At 58.6% G+C, this 17,777-nt stretch carries 14 protein-coding genes; 5 read left to right on the forward strand and 9 right to left on the reverse strand.

Annotated features, from left to right (window positions below):
• Positions 1 to 118 precede the first annotated feature (118 nt).
• A complete protein-coding gene (locus BLV61_RS28160) occupies positions 119 to 739 on the forward strand; it encodes a TetR/AcrR family transcriptional regulator (protein WP_047528232.1) in 621 nt (206 codons plus the stop codon).
• A 142-nt stretch (positions 740 to 881) separates the two neighbouring features.
• Here BLV61_RS28160 and preA read toward each other — a convergent pair whose 3' ends face one another.
• The 3 genes from preA to hydA all read right to left on the reverse strand — a co-directional run bounded on the left by preA (position 882) and on the right by hydA (position 5,122).
• On the reverse strand, positions 882 to 2,156 hold the full coding sequence (gene preA / locus BLV61_RS28165; RefSeq protein WP_047528233.1) for an NAD-dependent dihydropyrimidine dehydrogenase subunit PreA: 1,275 nt from the start codon (positions 2,154 to 2,156) through the stop codon (positions 882 to 884).
• Positions 2,157 to 3,524 carry an NAD(P)-dependent oxidoreductase gene (locus BLV61_RS28170; RefSeq protein ID WP_090470009.1) on the reverse strand — a complete coding sequence of 456 codons (1,368 nt, stop codon included), beginning with the start codon at positions 3,522 to 3,524 and terminating at the stop codon, positions 2,157 to 2,159.
• A gap of 158 nt (positions 3,525 to 3,682) precedes the next feature.
• Complete coding sequence (gene hydA / locus BLV61_RS28175) at positions 3,683 to 5,122, reverse strand: dihydropyrimidinase (protein ID WP_047528235.1); 1,440 nt, start codon at positions 5,120 to 5,122, stop codon at positions 3,683 to 3,685.
• Positions 5,123 to 5,667: 545 nt separating this feature from the next.
• Here hydA and BLV61_RS28180 point away from each other — a divergent pair.
• The 4 genes from BLV61_RS28180 to BLV61_RS28195 all read left to right on the forward strand — a co-directional run bounded on the left by BLV61_RS28180 (position 5,668) and on the right by BLV61_RS28195 (position 10,632).
• A complete protein-coding gene (locus tag BLV61_RS28180; protein ID WP_090468865.1) occupies positions 5,668 to 7,152 on the forward strand; it encodes an NCS1 family nucleobase:cation symporter-1 in 1,485 nt (494 codons plus the stop codon).
• A 126-nt stretch (positions 7,153 to 7,278) separates the two neighbouring features.
• Positions 7,279 to 8,562, forward strand: a complete 1,284-nt coding sequence (locus BLV61_RS28185; RefSeq protein WP_090468867.1) for a Zn-dependent hydrolase — start codon at positions 7,279 to 7,281, stop codon at positions 8,560 to 8,562.
• A gap of 139 nt (positions 8,563 to 8,701) precedes the next feature.
• Positions 8,702 to 10,198 (forward strand): helix-turn-helix transcriptional regulator, encoded by a 1,497-nt coding sequence (locus BLV61_RS28190; protein WP_090468868.1) that lies wholly within the window; start codon positions 8,702 to 8,704, stop codon positions 10,196 to 10,198.
• Between the two features lie 182 nt (positions 10,199 to 10,380).
• Positions 10,381 to 10,632 carry a DUF1652 domain-containing protein gene (locus BLV61_RS28195; RefSeq protein WP_047528240.1) on the forward strand — a complete coding sequence of 84 codons (252 nt, stop codon included), beginning with the start codon at positions 10,381 to 10,383 and terminating at the stop codon, positions 10,630 to 10,632.
• A gap of 423 nt (positions 10,633 to 11,055) precedes the next feature.
• Here BLV61_RS28195 and BLV61_RS28200 read toward each other — a convergent pair whose 3' ends face one another.
• The 6 genes from BLV61_RS28200 to BLV61_RS28220 all read right to left on the reverse strand — a co-directional run bounded on the left by BLV61_RS28200 (position 11,056) and on the right by BLV61_RS28220 (position 17,629).
• On the reverse strand, positions 11,056 to 11,823 hold the full coding sequence (locus BLV61_RS28200) for an SDR family oxidoreductase (RefSeq protein WP_090468870.1): 768 nt from the start codon (positions 11,821 to 11,823) through the stop codon (positions 11,056 to 11,058).
• 137 nt (positions 11,824 to 11,960) lie between these two features.
• Complete coding sequence (locus BLV61_RS28205) at positions 11,961 to 13,028, reverse strand: phosphotransferase family protein (protein WP_090468872.1); 1,068 nt, start codon at positions 13,026 to 13,028, stop codon at positions 11,961 to 11,963.
• Between the two features lie 143 nt (positions 13,029 to 13,171).
• Positions 13,172 to 14,137 (reverse strand): 2-hydroxyacid dehydrogenase, encoded by a 966-nt coding sequence (locus BLV61_RS28210; RefSeq protein ID WP_047528244.1) that lies wholly within the window; start codon positions 14,135 to 14,137, stop codon positions 13,172 to 13,174.
• A gap of 154 nt (positions 14,138 to 14,291) precedes the next feature.
• Entirely contained in the window at positions 14,292 to 14,897 is a 606-nt protein-coding gene (locus BLV61_RS28215; RefSeq protein ID WP_047528246.1) for a TetR/AcrR family transcriptional regulator, read from the reverse strand.
• 80 nt (positions 14,898 to 14,977) lie between these two features.
• A complete protein-coding gene (locus BLV61_RS31180) occupies positions 14,978 to 15,265 on the reverse strand; it encodes a hypothetical protein (protein ID WP_139213657.1) in 288 nt (95 codons plus the stop codon).
• 120 nt (positions 15,266 to 15,385) lie between these two features.
• Positions 15,386 to 17,629, reverse strand: a complete 2,244-nt coding sequence (locus BLV61_RS28220; RefSeq protein WP_139213658.1) for a hypothetical protein — start codon at positions 17,627 to 17,629, stop codon at positions 15,386 to 15,388.
• Between the last annotated feature and the right edge of the window lie 148 nt (positions 17,630 to 17,777).

A 17,777-nucleotide genomic window follows, 5' to 3' on the forward strand; every position in this document is an offset into this window, starting at 1 on the left:
TGCGAAGTGGGCGTCAGTTTAGCCGTCAGAGGCCTGTTGTACGAAGTTTGGTTTTCCCCTGTCGCCGCGAGGTAGAGCGGATGCTAGTCTTGTTTAACGCTGTTGTCAGGGAGCCCTCATGGGCAATCACAAGATCGAGATTCGTCGCAGTAACGTCGAGAAAATTCTGCTGGGGGCCGAGAAGGTCTTCGCCGAGAAAGGCTTCGGCAGCACCGCCATGGCCGACATCGCCGCCGAAGTGCAACTGCCGCGCTCCAACCTGCATTACTACTTCAGCACCAAGACCGAGTTGTACAGCGCCGTGCTGTTCGACTTGCTGGAAGTCTGGAAGCAGGACGCGCTGTGCTTCGAGATGTTCGACGACCCGCGCGTGGTGCTCAGCAGTTACATCCGCGCCAAGATGAACCACTCCCGCAGCCGTCCCTACGGTTCGAAAGTCTGGGCCAACGAAATCATCCACGGCGCCCCGACCCTGGGGGAGGCACTGGATGCGAGCCTGTACGACTGGGCCAAGATGAAAGAAGCGAAAATCCGCCAGTGGGTGGACGACAAACGCATCCTGCCGGTGGAGCCTTCGAGCCTGCTGTACATGATCTGGGCCTCGACCCAGCACTACGCCGACTTCGACCACCAGGTGAACATCCTCAACGACCATCAGCCGCTGTCGGACATGCAGTTCGAACGGGCGATACAGACCGTGACCAGTGTGATTTTGCGCGGGATCGGGTTGGAGCCCTGAGGTCGGGTGGTGTGGCTGCTGGCCTCTTCGCGGGCAAGCCCGCTCCCACAGGGTTTCAGGTCGTACACAAAGCCTGTGTACACCAGAGAAACCTGTGGGAGCGGGCTTGCCCGCGAAGGCGTCGTTTCAGGCGCGGTACCTCTCAAGGACTGACGTGATAGGGATTCCTCGGATCATGGTTCCAGTCCAGAAACGGCTTGCCGTTTTCCACCGGCACCATCTCGATGCAGTCCTGCACCGGGCAGGTGATCTGGCACAGATTGCAGCCCACGCATTCATCATCGATCACTTGATACTTGTGCGTGCCGTCCGCCTGCTTGAGGCTGGCCACCGCCTGGTGCGAGGTGTCTTCGCAGGCGATGTGGCAGCGGCCGCAACCGATGCAGGCGTCCTGGTCGATTTTGGCGATGACCTGATAGTTGATGTCCAGGTACTTCCAGTCGGTGGTGTTGCCCACGGCACGCCCGGAAAACTCTGAAATGCTGGCGTAACCCTGACTGTCCATCCAGCGTGACAGGCCGTCCTTCATCTCCTCGACAATCCGGAACCCATGCAGCATGGCCGCCGTGCACACCTGCACCGAGCCGCAGCCCAGGGCAATGAATTCCGCCGCATCGCGCCAGTTGCCGATGCCACCGATGCCGCTGATGGGCAGGCCTCGGGTCTGCGGGTCACGGGCGATTTCGGCGACCATGTTCAAGGCGATCGGCTTGACCGCCGAGCCGCAGTAGCCGCCGTGGGTGCTCTGGCTGCCGACCATGGGGTTGGCGACCATGCGCTCCAGGTTGACGCTGGTGATCGAGTTGATGGTGTTGATCAGCGACACCGCATCCGCGCCGCCACGGTGCGCCGCGCGGGCCGCCACGCGGATGTCGGTGATGTTCGGCGTCAGCTTGACGATCACCGGCAGCGAGCAATAGGTCTTGCACCAGCGGGTGACCTGTTCGACGTATTCCGGCACCTGACCGACCGCCGCGCCCATCCCGCGTTCCGGCATGCCATGGGGGCAACCGAAGTTCAGTTCGATGCCGTCGGCACCGGTGGCTTCCACCAGCGGCAGGATGTGTTTCCACGATTCTTCGACGCACGGCACCATCAACGACACGATGAGCGCGCGGTCCGGCCAGTCCTTTTTGACCTGGGTGATTTCCCGCAGGTTGATCTCCAGCGAGCGGTCGGTGATCAGTTCGATGTTGTTGAAGCCCATGACTTCACGGTTAGGACCGAAGTGCGCCGAGTAGCGCGACGATACGTTGACCGCCGCCGGGTCTTCACCCAGGGTTTTCCAGACCACGCCCCCCCATCCGGCCTCGAAGGCGCGGACCACGTTGTAGGCCTTGTCGGTGGGCGGCGCGGAGGCCAGCCAGAACGGGTTGGGGCTTTTGATGCCGGCGAAGACAATCGAGAGATCGGCCATTTACGCAGCCTCCACGTTGAGCATCAGTTGAGCGTTGATGGCCTCGGCGGCCCGTTTGCCGTGCTGCACCGCCTGCACGGTGAGGTCCTGGTCGAGGCTGGTGCAATCGCCGCCGGCATACACGCCGGGGACGCTGGTGCGCAGCTGTTCATCGACCTCGATACGATCGCCCTGGCGCTTGAGTTCGCGGGCCAGCGGGTCGGCGAGGGCGCTGCTGTCGAAGGCCTGGCCGATGGCTTTGAAGATGGCGTCGGCGGCCAGTTCAAAGGTTTCGCCGGTGGTTTGCAGACGATCTTCGACCAGATGCGTGCGCGCGAAACGCATGCCGCGCACGCGGCCGTTGGCATCGAGCAGGACCTCTTCGGGTTGTGCCCAGGTCATCAGGCGCACCTGATTGGCCTTGGCGATGTCCTGTTCGTGGTGCGTGGCACCCATGTCCTCGGCGCCACGGCGGTACACCAGATTGACGTCACGGGCCCCGAGGCGCGCCATTTGCACGGCCATGTCGATGGCGGTATTGCCGGCGCCGAGCACGATGCAACGATCAGCCAAGGGCAGTTGAGTCAGGTCATCGGCCTGGCGCAGCTCGCGGATGTAGTCGGTCGCGGCCACCAGCCCCGGCGCGCTTTCATGGGCCAGCCCCAATTGCTTGCTCGCCGCCAGACCCAGGCCGAGGAACACCGCATCGAATTGTTGATGCAGTTCAGTCAGGCTCAGGTTCTCGCCGAGTTTTTGCCCGTGACGGATCTCGATCCCACCGATCTGCAGCAGGAACTCCAGCTCCTTCTGCGCATAGTCATCCACCAGTTTGTACTTGGCGATCCCGTATTCATTGAGGCCGCCGGCCTTTTCCCGTGCCTCGAAAATCACCACGTCATGGCCGTGCATGGCGCTGCGATGGGCGCAGGACAAACCCGCCGGCCCGGCACCGACCACGGCGATGCGTTTGCCGGTGGCGGCGGCGCGGGGGAAGGGGTGTTCGCTGAAGTGCGCGTTGTCCACGGCGTAACGTTGTAGCAGGCCGATCAGCACCGGTGCGCACTCCTGAGCGTTGTTACGCACGCAGGCTTGCTGGCAGAGGATCTCGGTGGGGCAGACCCGGGCGCAACTGCCGCCCAGGATGTTCGCGGAGAGAATTTTCTGCGCCGCACCCTGCACGTTGTCCTGATGGATATTGCGGATGAACGATGGAATATCGATCTCGCTCGGGCAGGCGTTCACGCAGGGCGCGTCGTAGCAATACAGACAGCGCGAGGCTTCAAGGTGAGCCTGGCGGTCGTTGAGCGGCGGTGCCAGGTCGGTGAAATGACTGGCGAGGACGGCCGCCTGCTCAACAGGATGGGGGAGGTGGTTCAGGGTCTTGATCACGGTATTGGCCTCACGGTGATGGCGGTGCTGCCTCTGTCGGGCATTTTTTTGTGTGGTTCGGGCTGACGCCATCGCCAGCAGGCTGGCTCCCACAGGGATTTCAGGTGTTCACAAAACCTGTGGGAGCGGGATTGCCCGCGATAGGTCGAAGGCCGATTTCAGCGTTTCACGGCAACCGGCTGATTCAACTCGGCGCGCTTGCTCAGCAAATCAAACACCGCCGGATACGCCGGCCGCTCGATGTAGCGCCCGGCTCCGCGTTCGGCCCGCAGATCGCCGTCAGCCCAGACCACCCGGCCCTGGCTGATGGTATGGCTGGGCACGCCGCGCACGGTCTTGCCTTCGAAGATGTTGAAGTCGACTTGCTGGTGGTGGGTCTTGGCGGAAATCGTGCGCGTGCCCTGCGGGTCCCACAGCACCAGGTCGGCATCGGCGCCGACGCGGATCGCGCCTTTGCGCGGGTAGAGATTGAAGATTTTCGCGGTGTTGGTGGAGGTCAGCGCAACGAAGTGCTGCATCGACAAACGCCCGGTGTTCACCCCTTCGTCCCAGAGCACGGCCATGCGGTCTTCGATGCCGGCAGTGCCATTGGGGATCTTGCTGAAATCGTCCTTGCCGGCGGCCTTCTGCTCGGCGCAGAAGCAGCAGTGGTCGGTGGCGGTGGTGTGCAGGTTGCCGGCTTGCAGGCCATGCCAGAGCGCTTCCTGATGCCCGACAGGACGGAACGGCGGGCTCATCACGTAACCGGCGGCGGTCTGCCAGTCCGGGTGTCGATAGACGCTGTCGTCCAGCAACAGGTGCCCGGCCAGTACTTCGCCGTAAACCGGTTGGCCCTTGGCGCGGGCATAGGTGATTTCGTCGAGGGCTTCCCTGGTCGAGACGTGCACCAGGTACAACGGTGTGCCGAGCGTTTCGGCGATGCGGATCGCCCGGCTCGCGGCTTCACCTTCCACTTGCGACGGACGCGACAGGGGATGCGCCTCCGGCCCGGTCATGCCCTGGGCCATCAACTTGCGTTGCAGGTGATAGACCAGCTCGCCGTTTTCCGCGTGCACGGTGGGCACCGCGCCGAGCTCCAGGCAGCGTTCAAAACTCGCCACCAGCGTGTCGTCGGCGGCCATGATCGCATTCTTGTAGGCCATGAAATGCTTGAAGCTGTTGACCCCGTGGTGTTTCACCAACTCGGCCATTTCTTCGCGGACCTGCTCGCTCCACCAAGTGATGGCGACGTGGAAGCCGTAATCGGAAGCCGACTTCTCGGCCCAGCCACGCCACTGATGGAACGCTTCCATCAGTGATTGTTGGGGGTTGGGAATCACGAAGTCGATGATCGACGTGGTGCCGCCGGCCAGACCGGCCGCCGTGCCGCTGTAAAAGTCTTCGCTGGCCACGGTGCCCATGAAGGGCAGTTGCATGTGGGTGTGCGGGTCGATGCCGCCGGGCATCAGGTATTGGCCGCTGCCGTCGAGTATGTCGGCACCTGTGGGAGCCTCGAGGTCTTCGCCGATGGCCTTGATCACGCCGTCTGCGCAATACACATCGGCGCGATAACTTTCATCATGGGTAATAACGGTGGCGCCACGGATCAACAGAGACATTCCGAGTTCCTCGCAGGCAATGACCGGCTGATGCCGGCTCTCAATGTTTTATATGAAGCGAGTTGCACAGGTGTATTCCTGTCATCGCTGTCAAGATTGAAAGCTAGCTGGTGTTATTGAAATCAGCAAGAATAATTTTTATAAGCTTATATAGGTTTTAAATCATTGATTTTTAAAAGAAAAAATTCAAAATCACCAAAATGGTGAGGCCTCTCACCATTTTGACGCACTTGACAGGATTCAAATATGGTCAAGATTTCTTATGTGAAATCAGCTGTTTGAGGATGGTCTATGGTTGATGCGCAACGTTTAAAAAAAGATTCACGCACCAGATTGAGTCCTGACTGTTCGGACAACTTGCTTGGCATTCGGCCTGAGTGGCATGGCAAGTGACCGAAGACTTAATGGTTGAATAAATAAAATTGATAATAATCAGTTGTTTATAAAACGTTTATGGAACTGCCCGATGCGTAAGCGGGGTATCCGGCACGTTTATTGATGCCGCCAGCCCTCGATGAGCAATACAAAACAACAATGGAGCGGCCATGCAACAGATCAGATCACACGTGACCGAGCGCGACGGCTTGTTTGAGTTGGAGGCCGGCAGCGACGTCCTCGACAGTCCCCGATACAACCACGACATGGCACCGACCAAGGTGCGCGAACGAACCTGGAACAAATGGCACATCACGGCCTTGTGGATCGGAATGGCGGTTTGCGTGCCGACCTACACCCTGGGCGGCGTGCTGACGGCCTATTTCGGGCTGAGCGTCGGTGAAGCGCTGCTGGCAATCCTGTTTGCCAACATCATCGTATTGATCCCGCTGACCCTGAACGCCTTTCCCGGCACCAAGTACGGTATCCCGTTTCCGGTGTTGCTGCGCTCGTCCTTCGGCGTCCTCGGTTCCAACATTCCGTGCCTGATCCGCGCCTTGGTGGCGTGCGGCTGGTTCGGCATTCAAACCATGTTCGGCGGCCTGGCGATTCACCTGTTCCTGGGGTCGGTGTTCGACGGCTGGAAATCCCTGGGCGGCACCGGTGAAGTCATCGGCTTCATGATCTTCTGGGCGCTGAACCTGTGGGTGGTGATTCGTGGCGCCGAGTCGATCAAATGGCTGGAAACCCTGTCTGCGCCATTGCTGGTGGCGGTAGGCGCAGGCTTGCTGGTGTGGGCCATGCCCAATGTGTCGATGACTGAACTGCTGGCGATTCCGGCCAAGCGTCCCGAAGGGGCCGGCGTGGCCAGTTATTTCGCCGCCGGATTGACCGCGATGGTCGGCTTCTGGGCCACGTTGTCGCTGAACATCCCGGACTTCAGCCGCTATGCGAAAAGCCAGAAGGACCAGATTGTCGGGCAGATCATCGGTTTGCCACTGACCATGTTCCTGTTCGCCTCGCTGGGCGTGGTGATGACCGCCGCGTCGGTGAAACTGGTGGGCGTGACTGTCTCCGATCCGGTGACGCTGATCGGCCATATCCAGAGCCCGGTCTGGGTCGCATTGGCCATGGCGCTGATCATCATCGCTACCTTGTCCACCAATACCGCGGCCAACATCGTTTCGCCGACCAACGATTTCCAGAACATCGCCCCCAAGGTGATCAACCGCACCAAAGCCGTACTGCTGACCGGGTTTGTCGGCCTGGCGCTGATGGCCCATGAGCTGCTGAAAAAACTGGGCCTGATCGTTTCTGACGTGAGTCTGGAAACCGTCTATTCCAACTGGTTGCTGGGCTACTCCAGTCTATTGGGGCCGATTGCCGGGATCATGGTGGTGGACTATTTCCTGATCAAGAAACAGCAACTGGACCTCGCCGGGCTGTACCGCGATGACGTGTATCCGGCGTGGAACTGGAATGGGTTCCTGGCGTTCGGTGTGCCGGTGGCGCTGACGCTGCTGTCGCTGGGCAGCGATGCCTTCAGCTGGTTCTACAGCTACGGCTGGTTCACCGGCTCGGCCCTGGGCGGGTTGATTTATTACGGGTTGTGCTCGATGCGGGCGCAGCCGTCGGCCGTGAAATCGGTGGTGTAGCGGCTGGCCCAATCGCGAGCTGGGTACGCGTTACCCCTGTGGGAGCGAGCCTGCTCGCGATGACGGCCTCAAACACACCGACGAAATGCCTGACAGAAACCATAAGAATTGCTTGAGGAGATCATCATGAACGCTGCTGTAGAGGTTCTGCAGTCCACCCATCAGCACATCAACCGCGACCGTCTGTGGCAGTCGCTCATGGAACTGGCCAAACTCGGCGCCACGGTCAAGGGCGGTGTTTGTCGCCTGGCCCTGACCGACCTTGATCGCCAGGCCCGGGATATTTTCGTCAAATGGTGTGAAGAGGCAGGCTGCACCGTCAGCATCGATGCCGTGGGCAACATCTTCGCCCGGCGCCCCGGGCGCAACCCGGACCTGCCGCCGGTGATGACCGGCAGCCACATCGATACCCAACCCACCGGCGGCAAGTTCGACGGCTGCTTCGGCGTGCTGGCCGGGGTCGAAGTGCTGCGCACCCTCAATGATCTGGGCGTGGAAACCGAAGCGCCGATGGAAGTGGTGGTCTGGACCAACGAAGAAGGCTCGCGTTTCGCCCCGTGCATGATGGGCTCCGGCGTGTTCGCGGAAAAATTCACCCTCGAGGAAACCCTGGCCAAGGTGGACGCCGACGGCGTTACCGTGGGCGAGGCGTTGAGCGCGATTGGTTACGCGGGGGCACGCGCGGTCAGTGGCCACGCGGTGGGCGCCTATTTCGAAGCGCATATCGAGCAAGGCCCGATTCTCGAGGACGAGCACAAAACCATTGGCGTGGTCATGGGCGCGCTCGGGCAGAAATGGTTCGACCTGAAACTGCGCGGCGTCGAAGCCCATGCCGGGCCGACGCCGATGCACCTGCGCAAGGACGCCCTGGTCGGTGCCGCGGTGATCGTCGGCGCGGTCAATCGCGCCGCCCACGGTCATCAACCCCACGCCTGCGGCACGGTCGGTTGCCTGCAAGCCTATCCCGGTTCACGCAACGTCATTCCCGGCGAAGTGCGCATGACTCTGGACTTCCGCCATCTCGATCCGGCACGGCTGGACTCGATGATCGCCGAAGTCCGCGAAGTCATCGAAACCACTTGCGAGGAGCACGGCCTGACCTACGAACTCACCCCGACCGCCGACTTCCCGCCGCTGTACTTCGACAAGGGCTGCGTTGAAGCGGTGCGCGGTGCGGCGCAAGGATTGGGCCTGTCGCACATGGACATCGTCAGCGGAGCAGGGCACGACGCGATCTTCCTCGCTGAACTCGGACCCGCCGGTATGATCTTTGTCCCCTGCGAAGGCGGCATCAGCCACAACGAAATCGAAAACGCCGCGCCGGATGACCTGGCGGCCGGTTGTGCGGTGTTGTTGCGGGCCATGCTGGCGGCTTCGGCGGCGATTGCCAGTGGGCAATTGGCCGCTTGAAGCGCAACAGACCGTAACCCTCGGCATCCCGTGAAGGCAGTGCTGGTCGAACGCGTGCAGGAACTTCGCACGATTGCAGGCTCTGGCGGTCGTACTTGTCACCGGAGTGCAATTGCTCCGTCGCAGGTATGGAGATGCAATGAGCCAAGACGTCCTGACCACAGAAACCAGCCGCCGCCAATTGCAGCAGATCATCACGGGCTTGTCCGACGGGGTGATCCTGCTCGATCTCGACCAGACCATCGTCTGGGCCAATGATGCCGCGCTGGCCATGCACGGCATTGAGCGGATCGGAGAACTCGGGGCGAACGCCAAGGAGTACGCGCGCCGCTTTGCCCTGCGGTATCGCAACCATCACCCGGTGCCGGTGGCCAGTTACCCGATCAGCCGTGTCGCCCGTGGCGAGACCTTCAGCGATATGCTGGTCGAGCTGACCCCGGTTGATGACGAAGAACGTACCTGGGTGCATAAGGTGCGCAGCCTGGTGGTCACCGACAGCCACGGTGAGCCGGAGTCGTTGGTGCTGATCATGGACGATGTCTCCGAGTGGGCCAGCGCCGAGCAGCGCTTCGAGAAAACCTTCGCCGCCAACCCGGCCCCGGCGGTGATCTGCCGGCTCAGCGATTTGCGCTACATCAAGGTCAATGCCGGTTTCCTCGAAATGACCGGTTATGCCCGTGATCAGGTGATCGGTAGCTCCACTTATGAACTGGATATATTGGACCAGGCGCAAAACAAGGACCTGGCCAAGCAACGTTTGCGTGAAGGCGCGACCATTCCGCAAATGCAGGCCGAACTGCGCGTGGCCGGTGGGGGAAGCAAGCAGGTCATCGTCGCCGGTCAGCCGCTTGAGCTCAACGATGAGCCCTGCATGCTGTTTTCCTTCGTCGACGTGGAGCCGCGGCGCAAGGCTGAAGTCGCCCTGCGCCAGAGCGAGGAGCGCTTTGCCAAGGCGTTTGGCCTGACGCCCGTGCCGATCCTGGTGTGCAGTGCCAGCGATCAGGTGGTGATGGATGTGAACGAGGCGTTTCTCGAATCCCTCGCGTATCCCCGCGAGGAAGTGCAGGGCAAGACCATCGCCGACATCGACTTCATCCACGACAAGGGCGCGAGGACAAAACTGTTCAGCGCCCTGGAGAAAACCGGACGTCTGGATCGGGTTGATGTTCGCGTTCGAAAGAAAGATACCGAATTGATGGATTGCGCGGTTTCCGCTGACACCGTGAACATTCAGGACAGTGCCTGCTACCTGCTGGTGTTGATGGATATCACCGAGCGCAAACGCACCGAGCTGGAGCTGGTGTCGGCCATTGAAGAGGTGATGAAAGACGCTTCCTGGTTCAGTCGCACGCTGATCGAAAAGCTCGCTAATGTGAAGCAGGTCAACTCGCCGCAGTTGCCCAGCGTGTCCTTCACTGACCTGACGGCCAGGGAGCGCGATGTTCTGGAGTTGATCTGCGAGGGCCTGGCCGACAAGGAAATCGCTGCGCGCCTGAAGCTGGCACCGAACACGGTGCGCAACCACGTGGCAACGGTGTACTCCAAGCTTGATGTGCACAGTCGCAGCGAAGCGATTGTCTGGGCACGCGAGCGTGGGTTGTTTTCCGGCACATGGAGACAGAAGGGCCAACGGTAGGTGCAAATGCACTAGGTGATACGGTGCAAATTCACGTTCTGGCCAGCAGGTGGCAAGCCTTAGGCTGAGCGCGTGCGAATGACATTTTCGGATCATTCGCACGCTCCGAAATCGCTAAAAGGACCAGCCATGCACCTACAACGTTATTTCTGCGCAGCCGTTTGCCGCCGAGGGCCACCGCAATGATGAGCCTGGCGCAACTGCGGACGCAGCTTGAGCGAACCTTTTCACCATTGGCCTGTGAATGTGCGGTCACGGGCGAACACTCGTTGACCATCAAGCTCTATCACCCGGTGACCGGGCAAGTTGATCTGGTGGTCAGCGGTTTGAACATGACGAGGCTGCAGACGCCCGAATCGATCGCGACGCTCCTTGAAGAGCTGCGTTATGAACTGGAGAGCAACAGCCTGCAACGCCCCGACCCGGTGGTGTAGGAATCGCCAGGTTTTCCCGGTCTTAACGGCGGATTACGCGATAAGAATGTATAAAAGTGATATTTCTGCACCTGCCCCGTGAACTTTTGGGCGGTGTTTTGTTGTCACACCCCTGTGTACATCCTTTTCTCGCGGGTCATCCTATGAAAAGTCTTGGGAAACGCGTTTTTGCTCCAGCGTCGCTCGTACTCTGCGCCCTGATTCTCTGCGGCTGTGCCAGTCCGCCTCCGCCACCTCCCGCCGCACCGCCTCCACCCCCTGAACGCACCTGCCAGACCCTGGATAAAACCGATGTCATGGGCGATGTGAAGGCCGAAGGCGAAGTGACCCGGGTCACGACGACCACCCGCTGCGTGACGCAGTAAAGCGGGCACAAAAAAGGCAGTCCCGAGGACTGCCTTTTGCGCATCTGCTGAACCGGGATCAGGACAGGAAACCACCGTCCACGTTCAGCGATACACCGGTGGTATAGCTCGACGCATCGCTCGCCAGATAAAGCACGGCGCCGGCCATTTCGCTCGGGTCGGCCACGCGCTTGAGCGGAATCTGAGCCAGCGCGGTATTGAGGATGGCCTCGTTCTTGACCAGCGCCGAAGCGAACTTGGTGTCGGTCAGGCCCGGCAACAGAGCGTTGCAGCGAATGCCGAACTGCGCACATTCCTTGGCGAACACCTTGGTCATGTTGATCACGGCAGCCTTGGTCACCGAATAGATGCCCTGGAACACGCCCGGCGAGACGCCGTTGATCGAGGCGACGTTGATGATGCTGCCGCCGCCGTTTTCACGCATCAGCTTGCCGGCTTCCACCGACATGAAGAAGTAGCCGCGGATGTTCACGTCGACGGTTTTCTGGAAGGCGCTCAGATCGGTGTCCAGCACGTTGCAGAACTGCGGGTTGGTCGCCGCGTTGTTGACCAGGATGTCCAGACGCCCGAATTGTTCCTTGATGGCGGCGAAGACCTGGCTGATCTGCTCCATTTCACCGATATGGCAGGCGATGGCGGTGGCCTTGCCGCCCGCGGCGATGATTGCGTCGGCCACGTGCTGGCAGCCCTCGAGTTTGCGGCTCGAAACGATGACATGGGCGCCTTGCTGCGCCAGCAGCTTGGCGATGGCTTCACCGATGCCACGGCTGGCGCCGGAGACGAATGCGATCTTGCCGTCGAGGTCGAACAACTGAGTCTTGGACATGGGATTCCCTTATGAAAAGTCTTGTTTTCGAGTCAAATGCCGGGTTGCGGCCAATGCTGTTCAGTTGAGCCCAGTCAGTGCGCGTTATCGTTCACGATTTTCGCGAGCAGGCTCGCTCCTGCAGGGATCGCGTACGGTCACAGGCTGGATTTCTGGATGACCTGCAGGCTCATCTGCTCCAGCAGTTTGTTCATGTGAATGAACTGCGCGAAGCGTTTGTCCTGGGTCTGGCCATGGTAGAAGCGGTAGTAGATCTGCTGCACGATGCCGGCCAGGCGGAACAGGCCGTAGGTGTAGTAGAAGTCGAAGTTGTCGATCCGGATGCCGGAGCGCTCGGCGTAGTAATCGACGAACTCGCGGCGGGTCAGCATGCCCGGCGCGTGGCTTGGCTGGCGACGCATCAGTTGCACCGGCGCCGGGTCACCGGCTTCGATCCAGTAGGCGAGGGTGTTGCCCAGGTCCATCAATGGGTCGCCGAGGGTGGTCAGTTCCCAGTCGAGCACCCCGATGATCTGCATCGGGTTGTTCGGATCGAGGATGACGTTGTCGAAGCGGTAGTCGTTGTGGACGATGCTGGAGGTCGGGTGATCGGCTGGCATCTTGTCGTTGAGCCAGGCTTTGACTGCTTCCCACTGTGGCGCGTCGGGCGTCAGCGCTTTCTCGTAGCGGTCGCTCCAGCCTTTGATCTGGCGTGCCACGTAGCCTTCGGGCTTGCCGAGATCGCCCAGGCCGTAGGCGTTGTAGTCGACCCGGTGCAGCTCGACGAACTTGTCGATGAAGCTCTTGCACAAGGCTTCGGTTTTCGCCGCATCCAGGCCGAGCTCCGGCGGCAGTTCGGAACGCAGGATGATCCCCTTGACCCGTTCCATCACGTAGAACTCGGCGCCGATCACTGATTCATCGGTGCAGTGCACGTAAGCCTTGGGGCAGTAGGGAAAACCCTCGCGGAGCTGGTTGAGGATGCGAAATTCGCGGCCCATGTCGTGGGCGGACTTGGCTTTGTGGCCAAAGGGCGGCCGACGCAGGACGAACTCCTGTCCGGGGTATTCCAACAGGTAGGTGAGGTTGGACGCGCCACCGGGGAACTGGCTGATCTGCGGCAAGCCGCTGAGGCCGGGTATGTGCGCCTTGAGGTATGGGTCGATCAGGCTGGCATCGAGTTCTTCGCCGGTACGGATACGAGTGGACTGGTCAGTAAGCGCCATGCTTATCCCTTCTGCTTATTCTGGAGGCCTGAAACTATTGACTAATCTAATGCGCCCACCCGGCACCCACAACCATGAACGGCCCTTATAGGTGAGCGTGTTGCCGGGCAATCATTATTTTTGATACGCCTGTTTGAATTGTCCTACAGGACCGCGTTACTGATGCGGGTCGGCAATTCAACCGGGGTGAGCACCGGTTGCCCGGAAAAGAACGCCACGAGGTTGCGGCCCACCAGTTCAACCGTGCCTTCGATCGCTTCCGGGGACAATCCGGCGACGTGCGGGGTGAGCACCACATTGGTCAGTGACTTGAGTGCATCCGGCACATGAGGTTCGGCATCGAAGACATCCAGTGCGGCCCCGGCGATGCGGCGTTGTTCCAGGGCGCTGATCAGGTCGGCGGTGACCACCACGCTGGCCCGGGCAATGTTGACCAGAAAGCCCTTGGGCCCGAGGGCGTCGAGCACCTGGCGGTTGATCAGGTGTTTGGTGGTCAGGCCTCCCGGAGTGGCGATAACCAGAAAGTCCGAGGCGCGCGCCAGTTCAGTGGGCGTGGAACAGAAGGCGTAGGACACGTCGCTGCGATGTTGCCGGTTGTGGTAGCTCACGCTCATGTCGAAGCCGTTGGCGGCGCGTTTGGCGATGGCCATGCCAACGGCGCCGAGGCCGAGGATGCCCAGGCGTTTGCCGGACAGGGAAGGGCGCATGATCTTCGGCCACTCGCCCCGGCGCACGGCAGCGTCGCAGCGCGGAACATCGCGTACCAGTGACAGCAGCAAGGCCATGGCATGGTCCGCCACTGAAGAGGCGTTGACCCCGGCGCCATTGGTGACGGTGATGCCGCGGTCGGCCGCCGCTTGCAGGTCGACATGCTCATAACCGGCGCCGATCACGCATATGATCTTCAGATTGGGCAGGGCAGCGATTTCATCGGCATACAGGCCCAATGGGCCGCGGGTCAGGACCGCGTTGATCTGGCCGCTGTGCCGGGTGATGGCCTCGGCGCGTTCGGCAGGCGTAGGCGCCAGTATCAGGTGAAAGCCCTGATGTTCGAGGATGGGCAGATAATCATTGATGGTTTCGACCAGTACCAGAACGGTTGCAGGCATGCTTGGCTCCCTGTGGGCATCGGTATTTCGGACTCGAACATCGGTGGAGATTGCTGGCTGCCGGACGTCCTGGCAATCAGCAACATCGGTGCCGCGTCACTCAGTGTAGGAGCTGGCGCGGCAGGCGAGGGTTTTCTGTGGGGTGGCCAAGCATTCAGCGTGGGGCAGGGGATGCAGGCACCGCGCCGAGAAAGCCCTTCGCCGCCTCCAGAATTTCATCCGACAGGGCGTCGCCGCGCGTGGCGCGGGCCAGCGTCAACGCACCGACCATCAGCGAATATTGCACCAGCGCTTGCTGGCGGTTACTGGCGGCGTCGTCCGAGTCCATCAGCTGACTCAGGGTGTCGAGCAGCCTGTTCAGGCCGGTCATGAACGTCTCGCGCAAGGCGCTGTCGGCGGACTCGTGGCACATGTCACCGGCAAACGCCACCACCGGGCAGCTGTCACCCGGGTTGTCGCGGCTGGCGGTCGACAGGTAGGGTTCGACCAAGGCGCGGCGTGCAGCGGCGTGGTCCTCGGCCGTCCCGATCCGCTCCCGCCAGCGGCCTGCCACTTGTTCGAACGCCCGGTCACTGGCTTCAACGGCCAGCGCCTCCTTCGATTCAAAGTGACCATAGAACCCGCCATGGGTCAGGCCCGCCGCGCCCATCACATCGACGACGCTGATCCCATGCAGGCCGCGCTCGCGAAACAGCCGCGTGGCCGCCTCGACGATGATTTCGCGGTTGAGGTCGGCTTGCTTGCGGGAGACTCGGGGCATGGGTGGGCTCATAAAAATTCAAATGGGACATCAGATCGCGTATTTGGCAATGCCATTACCGCACGACCCGTTCTCTTGCTTTAATCATAAATACATGATGTCGGACCTTTATCAAGCGGGGGTTGCGCTTTGGCGATGAAACACCAATGCGCCAACCCTGTGGGGGCGGGCTTGCTCGCGATAGTGATCGATTCAAAAACGGTGGCGCCTGACGCGCCGCCATCGCGAGCAAGCTCGCTCCCACACCATAGGCTTTCAATATGCGTTGGAATGGATGTGCAGGTTTTGTTGAGGTTTGCGCGATTAATTTCAGCGATGTTGAATTTTTTTGTCAAAAAAAATGGTACTAGGTTAATTGGCGTCAACATGAATTGGTACTGCACCACAAACGTGTGGGCGGAGAGATAGCGATACAGTCACAGTCGTTTTATAATGGGATGTATGGAAACAAGAAATTTTGAGTGTGCGCGTTTTTACGAAGTAGCGTTTTACGCGAGGTATTTGTCGCTTTTGGTTGGTGCAGGATATTTCATATGCTTGTACGCATCAATATCGCTTCTCAGGATTAATTTGATTCTAGAGGTGGGAGCTAATGGATTTGTAGTCGAGGTCAGACGACCACTGTTCAAAAGTGAGCGAGTATATCCTTGCGAGGTGGAAAGCATTTCATCTGCTTCTGGGCAAGTAACATAATCTCGACAAAGGTGTTCGATTTTATGATGTGCTTTCTCAGAGATGTAGCGTTCGCCGTAATGTGTTTGATGTTCTATAAGTCCTGCTTTTAAAAATCGATTATAGAAGGTTTCGCTCGATATTTTGTATTTTCTGCATAGTGCTGTGATGGGGTGATCGAGTGAAGAATGGTCTTTTCGAAGAGGTCTTATGTTTTTTGTGTTCGTTTTTTTCGGTGTTTTCATTTTTGCTAGTTTATTAATTAGCTTGGGTGTAATGTCCGATTTTCTGAAAAAATGAGTTAGACCGTTTTTAGCCAAAGGTCCGGCAATCGGCGAAACGCCATTTGCTACTAGCACTAACGCAACACGCGTTTGCGCAATATGGAGTAAGGAAGAAAGCTCGCGAGGCCTGAATGTAGAGTTGCTGAATTGCAGCGCATCCTGCTTCGCAACAAGGTATTTACCGTGACGGCCCTTGACATGGCAGGGCATGATGCCCAGTCGTATCAGGTTGTGTATATCACGGCGTTCAATGGACAAAAAATTTGCACATTGCTCGCCACTTAACAGATCGATATTTTTCGAGGGTTCGACGAATGGAAGATTGGCACTGAATTTTTTACGTAAGTCGCTGGATGCGGCGAGTGGAGGAGGGCGCAGAAGTTGTTCGATTAACTGTGCATGGTCTGTTCGAAGGATTATTGATGGAGCGCCAGAAAAATTACACTCCGGTATCCTGATGTTGATTGCCTCTATTGCATGGGTGACCTTGTACAACTTTACTTTCAGTTCACGAGCGATTTGCTGGGCACAGACGTATTTTTCATCAAATGACTGAGCCCAAAATTTACCGATCACTTGACAGGAGTATTTGGACTTGTGAATCGCTCCGAAAATCTTGGTCTTTCTAGCAAGTATTGGGATGGATTTGATTGGTAGGCCGGTGAGTGCAGCAAAATCCTTTATTGAGATAAGCTGCTTGTCGCGATTAACAACTGATTTGTCCTTTTGGGTGGGGAGAGTGTTAAAGCTGGAATGCAATGCGCAATTCAAGACTTTCTGTACTGAGTCTATCCTTCCGGTTGTTGGCATGTGTCGGTATTCTTTTAGTTTTAAAAAAGCAAAGCGGTGTTTGATTTTGTACCAGGCTTGATAATTTATTCCAAGATGGGTTAGCAGGGTGCGCAACGAGATCCGGAATTCTGCAAGTGAGGAACTTTGTTGCGATGGGGTTGCAGCCAGGCGTTGCCGCGTTTTGGAGAGAGTGAGTATGTTCATGCAGGGCTGCAGGATGGCGGTGATAATATTTATGTCCTCGTAGGATCTGCAGGGCAGGCAGCAATGTATTGATTGAATGATGTCTTCTAAGTCGTCGCGGTTAATGGCGATGGCCAGGCGTGTCAAGTGTGTCTTTGTGGTGGGATTGGAGGTGTAGGTGTTCTTTTTCAGGCTTTTCAAGGTGTTTTGAATTGAATGGAATGTCGCCGGTTTGCCATCGCGGAAGAGGGCAAGTAGGAAGTGAGCGTCTCTCCTGTCCTGAGCCGCTGCATCAGGACTGTTGAGTGAGTGCTTGCAAGCGCATCGTCCTTCCAGCATCTGGCGCCAATTCAACGTTTTACCACATTCAGGGCAATCGATAAGGTACTGTTTGTCGTGAAAGGGGCAGGCTGCGAACAAGGTTATATCTTTCGGGTAACGCTCCCAGCCTTCTTTGAAGCATTCGGAACAAAAAGCTGTTGCGTTGAAGCGCAGGTTTATTTTCTCTACTTCAATGCCGTGAATCATGGCGTTGGTTAGCTTTAAAAATGGGTGGCTGGGTGGGTAGAAGTTTGTGGTAAGGCGATCAGCCGCATGGGGTGCGCATAGGTAAATGGCGCGTGCGGCAGGTGAGTTAGCAAGTATTACATTCGCGCGAATCAATTGTGCTGTCGCTTTTCTCAAGTATTCAAAAAGCTTATAACAAGTGGGAAAGCCATTTGCTCTTGCAGTGCGCTGTATCGCACTCGTGGGGCTTTCATTTTCTAAAGGTAATGGTAAGAATGCCAAATATGAGATCATTTTTTTATTCTCTATTTTTCTAGCAAACACGCGAATTTTTTTCGAAAAGAGTGTCCGTCTTTTATGCGCCGTGATGGTGGCCGGTAATGTCAGTCGCGCCCATGACGTCGCTTATTGGCAAGGTCTACGGACCACGAATCAGTGCAGC

This window comes from Pseudomonas mohnii (assembly GCF_900105115.1).
Taxonomy (GTDB): domain Bacteria; phylum Pseudomonadota; class Gammaproteobacteria; order Pseudomonadales; family Pseudomonadaceae; genus Aquipseudomonas; species Aquipseudomonas mohnii.